11 protein-coding genes are annotated in these 9,755 nt (G+C 38.9%); 6 read left to right on the top strand and 5 right to left on the bottom strand.

The features are described 5' to 3' along the window. Positions 1–215: 215 nt before the first annotated feature. Genes QVB70_RS15180 through QVB70_RS15160 form a run of 5 tightly spaced genes read right to left on the bottom strand, consistent with a single transcriptional unit; the run spans position 216 to position 4,444 of the window. Positions 216–497: a hypothetical protein gene (locus QVB70_RS15180; RefSeq protein ID WP_287587996.1), complete on the bottom strand. Its 282-nt coding sequence runs from the start codon at positions 495–497 to the stop codon at positions 216–218. Between the two features lie 51 nt (positions 498–548). Beyond that, positions 549–1,457: a COG1361 S-layer family protein gene (locus tag QVB70_RS15175; RefSeq protein ID WP_287587993.1), complete on the bottom strand. Its 909-nt coding sequence runs from the start codon at positions 1,455–1,457 to the stop codon at positions 549–551. A 22-nt stretch (positions 1,458–1,479) separates the two neighbouring features. Next, a complete protein-coding gene (locus QVB70_RS15170; protein ID WP_287587990.1) occupies positions 1,480–2,349 on the bottom strand; it encodes a hypothetical protein in 870 nt (289 codons plus the stop codon). A gap of 10 nt (positions 2,350–2,359) precedes the next feature. Beyond that, positions 2,360–3,493, bottom strand: coding sequence for an ABC transporter permease (locus tag QVB70_RS15165; protein WP_287587987.1), 1,134 nt, complete (start codon positions 3,491–3,493; stop codon positions 2,360–2,362). Next, a complete protein-coding gene (locus QVB70_RS15160; protein WP_287587985.1) occupies positions 3,494–4,444 on the bottom strand; it encodes an ABC transporter ATP-binding protein in 951 nt (316 codons plus the stop codon). 130 nt (positions 4,445–4,574) lie between these two features. Here QVB70_RS15160 and QVB70_RS15155 point away from each other — a divergent pair, with 130 nt between their 5' ends. The 6 genes from QVB70_RS15155 to QVB70_RS15130 form a co-directional block, all read left to right on the top strand. Then, positions 4,575–5,420, top strand: coding sequence for a TrmB family transcriptional regulator (locus QVB70_RS15155; RefSeq protein WP_287587984.1), 846 nt, complete (start codon positions 4,575–4,577; stop codon positions 5,418–5,420). 247 nt (positions 5,421–5,667) lie between these two features. Next, positions 5,668–6,099, top strand: coding sequence for a hypothetical protein (locus tag QVB70_RS15150; RefSeq protein ID WP_287587983.1), 432 nt, complete (start codon positions 5,668–5,670; stop codon positions 6,097–6,099). 14 nt (positions 6,100–6,113) lie between these two features. Next, positions 6,114–6,713: a CDP-alcohol phosphatidyltransferase family protein gene (locus tag QVB70_RS15145; RefSeq protein ID WP_287587980.1), complete on the top strand. Its 600-nt coding sequence runs from the start codon at positions 6,114–6,116 to the stop codon at positions 6,711–6,713. A 57-nt stretch (positions 6,714–6,770) separates the two neighbouring features. Then, positions 6,771–7,349 carry a GYD domain-containing protein gene (locus QVB70_RS15140; protein WP_287587977.1) on the top strand — a complete coding sequence of 193 codons (579 nt, stop codon included), beginning with the start codon at positions 6,771–6,773 and terminating at the stop codon, positions 7,347–7,349. A 181-nt stretch (positions 7,350–7,530) separates the two neighbouring features. Then, the gene (locus tag QVB70_RS15135) at positions 7,531–8,292 is read left to right on the top strand and encodes an ABC transporter ATP-binding protein (protein ID WP_287587975.1); all 762 of its coding nucleotides are present in this window, start codon (positions 7,531–7,533) and stop codon (positions 8,290–8,292) included. Between the two features lie 45 nt (positions 8,293–8,337). Continuing rightward, on the top strand, positions 8,338–9,755 hold a 1,418-nt coding region (locus QVB70_RS15130; RefSeq protein WP_287587972.1), incomplete at its 3' end, for an ABC transporter permease.

Genomic DNA, 9,755 nt, shown 5'->3' with positions numbered 1-9,755 from the left:
GGCATGGTGGCTAACTATCATCTTTGAAATCCTTGGAATCATTGGCACTTTGATTTTAACATTAGCTATTGGAGCTGCCTTTATTCTGACTGTTATCTCAGCGATTGTCTTGGTATATCTGTTGACAGTGAAGAAATACTTCCATTAATCTTATTTTTTAAAAACGGTATCCTTTTTCTCAATTTTTTTTCAAGAATTCTGAAAGGAAATATTTTTCAGCCAAAAGTTTCGCGAAGAATCTTCATTGCTTTATCGATAGTTTTATCCTCTAATTCCTTAGCTTTAGCATAATGTTCTTCGCAGAACCATTCTGCATATGGTGGATGCCCAACCATTCCCTTTTTTTCCATCTTGGTGTCCCATTCAATGTCTGAAGGTCGTTTCTTAAAATAAACGAGCCCACCTTTTTCGAGATCTAGAAAATCTTTGTCACAGATAGCACAAATTGGAGGTCTCATATCAACACCTTTTGAATCAAAATAATAAAAATATACCATGAAAATAGCATCGATCGATTGTTAAAAGATATTCTCACGTTTGATTCAACGCTATGGTTTTAAAATTTTTCTCCTTATCTTTTCTCTGATTTTTAGACGTTTTTCAGCCACTAGGAGTCCAATAGCAATTGCTACAGTCACAGCTATAGTAATTCCAATCGTTAGATATGGTGCCATTTCCCACAAATCCAACAATGTGAATGGAATCGGTCTCATAATATAGACTGGAAACGCTCTTGTTTGACTGAGACTTTGGTCATCCTGAGTCCAAGTTATCTGAAGTTCTAGTTCTCTTTCGCCGGTAGCTACGCTTGGACTTATGTCGATTTCAAAGAATGCAGACACCGTTTCATTTGCTTTCACGTTTCCTAGGTAATCCACAATTTTTCCAGAAATATCGTTTCCTCCCCTTAATTGGACTGTTACATCTTCAGCTTCTACGCTTGCATTGTTTAGAATCCACACTTGCAATTCTATGTCATTCTCGCCAGCTGTTACGGTGTATGGTTCAACTTTCACAAATTCCCATTGAACTTTGTCTGAAATTCTGAATGGAATTGATACTGATTCTTCCTCATCGTCACCAAATTCGATTTTGCATTTGATGTTATAACTTCCAGCTTCCGCGTAATCAACAATATCCACGTAAAAAGTTAATTGAACGCTTTGCTCTGCCGAAATCTCATTGAAATATTGCTCTGTTGCGCCTTCATAACTTGGCAATAGGAATTTCGGTAATTTCAATGAGATATCCACATCTCTAGCCCTTCTGGTGCCATTATTTTGAATTTCTGCGTTGATCTGAACGTCTCTATTCCCTGGGAAGACTTTTATTGGACTGTATGACGATTTTAGTAGAACAAAATCTGGATCATCAACTTGACTAGAAGGGGAACAGTAACAAGATAAAACAATAAGTGCTGTTAAGAGCGCTATCGAAAGATATTTCTGCTTATTCATTTGTCATTTCCTCCTTCCTAACTTATAATTCATCGCCCAATTCCTTTTTCTCAAAATAACGCTTTCTTAGTGTATATATAAAGAAAATAGCAACAAAAATAACCCCAATAACGATTAACCATACACTATAGGAAGGTCCTTCAATAATAATATCGAGATATAAGATATCGGAAACGATTTTACCCGACTGAACCCATGTCAAGCGTATATTGATTGTTCGTGGTCCTTTTGCGACATTGTTGCTGATGTCAAGTTCAAAAGTCGCGTATTTTGTTTCATTTGCGTAAATTGTGCCAAGAAAGTCTTGTGTTTGGCCGGTTATACCGTTGCCAATGAACTCTACCATTACATCATTCGCTTCAATAGTGGAATTATTTAAAATAAAGAGTTTAACTTGTACACCTTCAGCGCCTGCCTGTAACTTGTTTGGAGTTGCGTCTATTATTACAAACGCGACTTTTTCGCCTACATAAAAAGGCACTTCAAGAGTATCTTCGCCAGTTCCCCAATCTAATTCTAATTCAAGGTCGTACTTCTTTGCTTCAGTAGTGTCTAATATATCTATATAAAACAGAAGCGAGACTGTTTGCTTACTTTCAACGTCGCCAAGATATTGTTCAATCGATCCAGCATATGAACTTCTCATGCCTGAAGGCAAGTTAAGACGTGCTTCAACATCTGTCGCAGTTTTTGAAGATGTATTTTTAATTTTAATTGAGATGGCGATCTCATTATCGCCTGGGAAAACTTTTGATGGCGTATAGGAAGATTCCTGCAAAATAAACCTTTCACTAGCAGCTTCAGTTGGAATTGGGAGGTATCCTGACAACAAAATAGATACAAAAAATATTAGAAAAATGTATCTAATTGATTTTTTTCCATTTTTTATCATTGATTCTCACCTATTCAAGTTTTTTCACAAATCTTTGAATGCTAAGTATTAGCGTAAGAATCGCAAAGAGTGCTAACGCCAATAAATCGGTATAAATGTAACCTAAACTCTTACCTTTAGTCATAATTCCTCTGCAGCCGTTTATGTAATATGTCAAGGGCACAAGGTATGGAATCCATGAAATATTACGAGGAAAGGCCTCTATAGGGAAAAAGAAGCCCGAAAAAAGTATCGATGGTAAGAAGAAGATGATTGTTGCCTGTACAGCTTGAAGTTGGTTTTTACTAACTGTGGAAACAAGCATACCTAGCCCCAGACATACGATCGCAAAGAGAATTGAAATAAGAAATACATCAAGAATAGATCCTCTTATCGAAAGCCCAAAAAATCCAATTCCAACAATGAGAACATTACAAATAACAGCAAGAGCTACAAGCATATAAGTCACAAATTTTCCAACGATGAAATCAGCTTTATGAATCGGTGAAACGATAATCATTTCGATTGATCCGCTTTCTTTCTCGCGTACAAGGCTTACCGCAGTAAAGATAGTCGTTATCATTTGAACAACAAGTCCCATGACACCCGGAGCGAAAGCATCAATATTCTTTGTAGTTCCATAGAGTTGAATTTTAAACGTAGAAATTCTTACACTCTCTGAAGTAACGCCAACGGATGTCGTCACAGCAAATCTCTCAGAAAACTCTTCAGAAAGTTCAACAGAAATCCGTTCTGCTTCAGCGGTAATAATTTGAGCGATTTGTGGTAGGCTTCCATCTACAATAACGATAATATTCGCTGCTTTGCTTTCCTGAAGTGTTTCGGCAAAAGTTGACGGAATATGTATTGCTCCCTTTACCTTACCATTTTCAACTAACGATCTGGCATTCTCAAGACCATTTACATATTCCACTACGTCAGTAACTTCTGATTCTTCAAATTTTTGAGTTACATACCAGCTCAAGTTATTATCACTATCAGCATTACTGATTACAATGGGAAGGTGTGTTATTTCACCGCCAAATGCGATTCCAAATAGAATCATCATCATAGCAGGTTGGATAATAATCATTGCGATTGTGCGACGGTCTCTTTTGAGTTGAAGGAGCTCTTTTCGAAAAACCGCTAAAAATTTTGACCACAACTATGACCCCTCCGCCATTAATTTTATGAAAGCATCTTCCATGGAGATTGAGACTTTTCCTGCAGTCAAGACATCTATCGAGTAGGAGTAGAGTAGCTTTTGAATTTTAGGAAGATCTGAATCCGCATTTTCTACAACGAAATGTGTTTGGCATCCGCGTGGCTCAATATCACGAAAAAACAGGATTTCTTTGATTTCATCAATATCCACCAAAATGTTTCTTAGGTCTTGTTCAGACTCGCGGACTGTCACTTGAACTAAATCGCCATTATGAACCTTTCTCACGATTTCGGTCGGCGAGCCCTCGGCAATGAGATTACCATTGCTAATCAAACCTAATCTATCGCAATGCTTTGCCTCGTCCAGATAGTGAGTGGTGACAAGTATAGTCGTTCCTTTTGCATTCAGTTCACGGAAAAATTGCCAAAACGTTCTTCTTAGAGGTGGATCAATACCCGCTGTAGGCTCATCTAAAATCAATATTTTAGGCTCATGAAGTAAAGCATTTGCTAGTGATAAACGATTTTTCATTCCACCACTAAGCTCATTTGCCAAATAATTTTCAAAATCCTGTAGTTTTACTAATTCCAAAACTTCTTTGATGCGTTGTTTTCTCTGTGACTGCGATAATCCATAAATCGTTCCATAAAAGTCTAAATTTTCATAAGTTGTTAGATCACCATAGAGAATAAAGTTTTGAGCCATATAACCGATTTTTTGCTTCACTTCTTCTGGATTTTTGACTACATCAATTTCATCAACAAGTGCAGTTCCAGCTGATGGAGAGAGAACTCCGCATATCATTCGGATTGCTGTGGTTTTTCCTGCACCGTTAGGTCCTATGAATCCAAAAATTTCATCTTTTCTGATCCTTAAATTCAAACTATCAACAGCTGTGAAGGCGCCGAATGCTTTTGTAAGATTTCTACATTCTATGGCGTATTTTATCACAATACCACAGCCATTTGAAGCTAGGAATAGATTTAAATAATATTATTATTGAAGAAATATTATTAATTATTACTACTAAATAAATATTATTTTAATTTATTGTCACTGAAAGAACATCAATTGTGAGTTTATGAGCGAAAAAGACATAGTTGAAACTATCAAAAGGCTAGGATTTACCGAATACGAAGCGAAAGTATATCTTGCACTAATCAAAAATGGGCGTAGTACTGCTGGAGAATTAACACTTCTAAGTGGAGTCCCTCATTCACGTATTTATGGTATTCTCCAAACACTTGAAGCAAAAAATTGGGTCAATAGAGAAGGAGTAAGCTCACGAGGGGGGAAGGCTGCAAAATATAAGGCGAAGCCTCCAGAAGAAACCCTGAACGTATATTTCAATGAGTTTTCCGAAAGCGTAGTAGAAGCAACATCCACTTTGCAAAATTTATACGATCAAAAAAGTTCAACAGAAAAGTTCGAATTTTGGGCATTGAGAGGGGAGGATGTTTACAGAACCATGAATAAAATGATGAAAGCAGGAAAATTCGTAGTTCTAGTTCTCCAAGTTGAACCCGCTTTGACGCTCTACGTAAGCAAAATCTTTGAAACGCTTCAGAAAAGCCAATCAGACCTTAAGGAATTGTTACTTCTCACAGATCTTGATCAAATTCACGAAATATTTGGACTCGACTTTGTTAAAAAAATTTGTAAAGATTTCAAGGTAGCTCATACGGGTCTGCGCCCATTTCCGTTGCCATTCGTTTCAGTATTGAATGTTGATTTTGAACGTGTCCTAGTAGTTTTCCCAACAGTAGCAACTGTTTCAGATGAATTCACTCTTATGGACGTAGTAGGTGCTTATCTCGAAATACCAGGGTTTCCTGTTACGCGTGTCTTCGCAGAAAGATTCGTTCAAAAGATGAAAGGCTTTAAAAGTGGGCAGGAATGGCTCAAAGAATTGCATAGAGGAAGATAAGAACTATAGGTTTTGGATACTGGTTTTAAATATTCATAAGTTGTATATTAGTCTTTAAAAAAATCCTATGCGTTTTATGGAGTTGAACCTTATGGTTTCAAAGCGTATAAAAATTGCAATAATTGTTGTGGTGGTCCTTATTGTCGGGTTTTTCGGTACTGTGGGGATACTTTTTGTCATTGGGCATACGCCACATGTAAGCGACGTTCAAGTCAGCAACCCTGAAGGTAATGCTGGAGTTGCGTTCGTGGTCTATCAGCCGGGAATAAGCAATTTTCAAGAAAAAGTGACCAATGCCTTCGTAGACGGTCTTATTTCCAATGATTGGCGCGTTGAAATTACTACCGCAAGCTCTCAGACACCTACTGACCTATCTAACTACGACCTTCTGGTCCTTGGGAGTCCTATTTATGCTGATACACCCACCCAACCTGTCATGGACTATGTAAGTAATGTTGGCGATCTCGAAGGCATGAACACAGTAATTCTTCTTACAGGAGGTGCGGGAACCGGAGATGACGCACCCAGTATACTGGGAAACCATGTACAAGAAGCAAACGGTGTCGTCGTTAAGTCGCTGATGCTATATAGCACCTCGGCTTCCAATGAGGAACAGTATGGCACTACTGATCCAATAGTAATAGCGACGAAGGCTGGAGAAGAGTGCTCCCTTCTTTAAAGGAGTAGGAGAATTTGGCCAATTTATTTACCGAAAAATGGATCAAGACTTTTATTCCTTATGGGGTTGCTTTACTCCGAGCATTTTTCGCCCCTTTTCTTTTTTATACGTTTATCAACGATTTGAGAATATGGACAATCATCCTCTTTTTCTTTGCATGTTTCACTGACTATTTTGATGGATATCTTGTAAGAAAACTAGATATAATTTCTCCTTCATCCCTTGAATCCTACCTCGATGCCACAGCCGATTTTATTATTATCTTTACAATGTTCTTTGCTTTCATGCTGAAGCAAATATATCCCTATTGGATATTAATCATTATTGGCGTTTTCTTCCTGCAATTCGTAATTACCTCAGGGCTTAAAAGTCCCGTTTACGATCCAGTCGGAAAATATACTGGATTATTTTTCTTTGTCGTCATTATTATTACGTTGCTTTTCCCTCAACCTATCGTCTATAACGTCTTATTAATTTGCATAATTGGATTCACTGCGATATCGGTGTTAAGCCGTTCTGTGTACCTTATAACACACAAGAAGGACGAACCTTTTATAGATAAATCTCCAAGCGATCTGTTGGCACGGATCTTGGTAGTTAATTTAAATACTTAGTTTTGCTATAAATGGTTCTTAAGATTTTTAAAATTAGAAATTGGAGGAGGCGAGTTCATGCCTACATTCATCTGTTTAATGAACTACACAGAACAAGGAATTAGAACAATTAAAGACTCCCCTAAACGAATTGAAGAAGGTATCAAACTTTTTGAGGATATGGGAGGTAAGTTAGTTGCTATTTATTCAACTCAGGGCGAATATGACTTGATTGCTGTCGGTGAAGCGCCCAGTGATGAGATCGCTACGACTTTCACTTTAAGACTTGCATCCTTGGGAAACATAAGGACAACGACATTAAAGGCGTTTACCGTACAATCCTCTATGAAGGACGACCCTGCTATGCCGACTTTTGTACTCTTCATGAAATTCACTGATATGGGCATTAGGAGGGTTAAGGACTCCCCTGGGCGAATTGAGGAAGCAATTCAAGGCTGGGACGCTTTAGGGGGAAAGTTAATAGGCCTATATACGGTCTTGGGGGATATCGACTTAATGGCAATCGGTGATGCTCCTAATGATGAAGCCGTTATAAAATTCATTCTGAAGCTAGGTTCGGTTGGAAACGTAAGAACAAAAACATTCAGGGTGTTTACAAAGGAAGAATTTACAGAAATGGTTAATAAGTTGCCTTAATCTTATCGGCGATAACAACAGATGCATTTGAAATTGACTCTTTTTTCTTTTTTCTTGTATAGTTGGCTTAAGTTTTATCTTTGTGTCTAAAAAGTTCAAGAAGCATATTTTTTTAAGCAACATAGGCATATAATTACGTTTCATTATTTATAGAAAAGGAATTAAAAAGGGGTACAAGCTGATGGAGAAAGGGGACTTTGTAGTAGAAACAGTTGATCTGAATAAGGAGTTCCATCTAGGTGATATTATAGTCCCTGCTCTACGGGGTATTAATTTCCAAGTGAAAAAGGGTGAATTTGTAGTCATCATGGGACCATCAGGAAGTGGAAAATCAACTCTACTAAACATGATAGGTGGTCTAGATAACCCTACAGCAGGAAAGGTCTACATTAATGGGCAGGACATTTCACAAATGTCGGATGCAGCCTTAACTGATCTTAGAGCTCGAGAAATTGGATTTGTTTTTCAATTTTATAACCTTGTTCCCGTACTGACGGCTTTAGAAAACGTGGAGTTACCTTTAATGGTAACGGGTGTTCCTGATAAAGAAAGCAGAAAACGCGCTACAGAACTTCTAGGATTAGTTGGACTTGGGGATCGCCTTCATCATAGACCTGATGAGCTCAGTGGTGGGCAGCGCCAACGTGTTTCTATAGCGCGTGCGATTGCAAATGATCCCGCAATCGTTCTAGCGGATGAGCCGACGGGGGATGTCGACACGAAGACCGGAGATGAAATTTTGGATTTGATGCATGACTTGAATAGAAATTTGGGGACCACCCTAATTGTCATCACACATGATCCAGCAGTTGCAGAGCACTGCGACAGGCTTGTTCGGATAGTCGATGGACAAATAGCCACAGATAGGGCAACAGCACGTAAATTACTTGAAATTAGTGATGAAGAACGACAGGCATTTGAAGAACTTACTGGAATTAAGTGAATATAGATATATATTCAATTAAATCAACCCTGTGAGGGGATTATTATGCAACTAGGGATGTTAGCTGCCAACTTGGTTGTTGTAGTCATTCCTGTAATCATTGGTATCATAGCCATTCTTCTTTGGAAAGATAAGCGCTTAGTTAAAATGGCACTTCGCAACCTAGGACGAAGGAAGACTCGCAACTTTCTCACCGTGGTTGGAGTAATGGCTTCAGTCAGTCTATACGTAGCATTTAACATAGCTAGTGATAACACGTATCAGGTTTTTTATAACGTAGTTGAACTGCTGGGAGGCAAAGTAGATTTCGAAGTCAGTCGAGTTGATGGTGAACCTTTTGATGAAGACCTCCTCGATGACATTTTGCAGGTAGAGGGGGTGAAAGCAGCAGCCCCTCGGATACAGCGCTACAGTGTGATCTATATCAAAGCTGATGGAAACTCAACTACGGCAGTTATAGTTGGAATAGATCCACAGTATGACAACGAGTTCGGAGAGATATTTGATTATAACACCAGCGACCCCATCAATACTAGTGAAGTCCTTTCGGGAAAGGTAGCCATAGTGAGCGAATCACTGATGGATGGCATTACGTGGCAAGAAGAAGTTGATGATGGCGAGGATGATGAGTTTGAAATCGTCAATGCCACCGTTGGAGATAGCATGATGATCAAGTATCGAGGCGAAGGAGTAGGAAAAAGGGAGCGTTGGAAGATCGCCGCTTTTGCGGAAGTGACTGGCAAAACTCGACAGGTGGGTTTTGGGTCATGCGTCTTTATTACATTAGATAGCGCCCAAAAGTTCTTTCCAAAGTGTAAAGGCAAAGTTGATCAGATCGTAGTGGAAATGGATCCTGCGTACGCAGATGAATGGCAAGATGTAAGGCAAAGGATCCAAGAAGTGGTAGATGACGAAAAATGTACGGTATTTGCGCCGAAACAAAGCATTTTGGAACAAAACGAGGCATCTTTATCGGGTATGAACGCAGGTCTTCTTTTTGCAGGAGCAACAACTTTACTAGCAATGATATTTTTGATCTTTAATGCCATTAACATGACGATTAGCGAAAGACGATATGAAATCGGGGTACTTAGGAGCATAGGATTCAAAAAACGACATATCTTTCGATTATTTCTGTACGAAGTACTGATATTAGGTATAACTGGAAGTGCGAGTGGTGTGTTCCTTGGCATAGGGATATCCCAGGGGTTACTTTGGTATTTTAAACAGCTCTTTAACGTACCAATCGAATTCGCTGCCAAAGAAGTCGCAACCCTCCCTGTTGACCCAGGCGATCTACGAGATGGCTTTTTTATTGGTGTCATCTTTACATTCCTAGGCGGATTATATCCGCTGTTAGCTGTCTCTGCGATGCCAATTATGGGCGCGCTAAGGCCAGAAGCCCGTCAAACTGAAAAAATTAAGTTGAGACATCGGCTTCGATGGATCGCTGGAGGCAGCAT

Source organism: Candidatus Borrarchaeum sp. (genome assembly GCF_019058535.1).
Lineage (GTDB): Archaea > Asgardarchaeota > Sifarchaeia > Borrarchaeales > Borrarchaeaceae > Borrarchaeum > Borrarchaeum weybense.
This window is presented reverse-complemented; position numbering and strand designations above follow the sequence as displayed.

What these genes read in the sequence shown, in the direction of transcription:
- QVB70_RS15140 (WP_287587977.1), top strand. Translation starts at nt 6,771, where the DNA reads ATGCCTACATTCATCTGTTTAATGAACTACACAGAACAAGGAATTAGA.
- QVB70_RS15180 (WP_287587996.1), bottom strand. Translation starts at nt 497, where the DNA reads ATGGTATATTTTTATTATTTTGATTCAAAAGGTGTTGATATGAGACCT.
- QVB70_RS15170 (WP_287587990.1), bottom strand. Translation starts at nt 2,349, where the DNA reads ATGATAAAAAATGGAAAAAAATCAATTAGATACATTTTTCTAATATTT.
- QVB70_RS15155 (WP_287587984.1), top strand. Translation starts at nt 4,575, where the DNA reads ATGAGCGAAAAAGACATAGTTGAAACTATCAAAAGGCTAGGATTTACC.
- QVB70_RS15135 (WP_287587975.1), top strand. Translation starts at nt 7,531, where the DNA reads ATGGAGAAAGGGGACTTTGTAGTAGAAACAGTTGATCTGAATAAGGAG.
- QVB70_RS15175 (WP_287587993.1), bottom strand. Translation starts at nt 1,457, where the DNA reads ATGAATAAGCAGAAATATCTTTCGATAGCGCTCTTAACAGCACTTATT.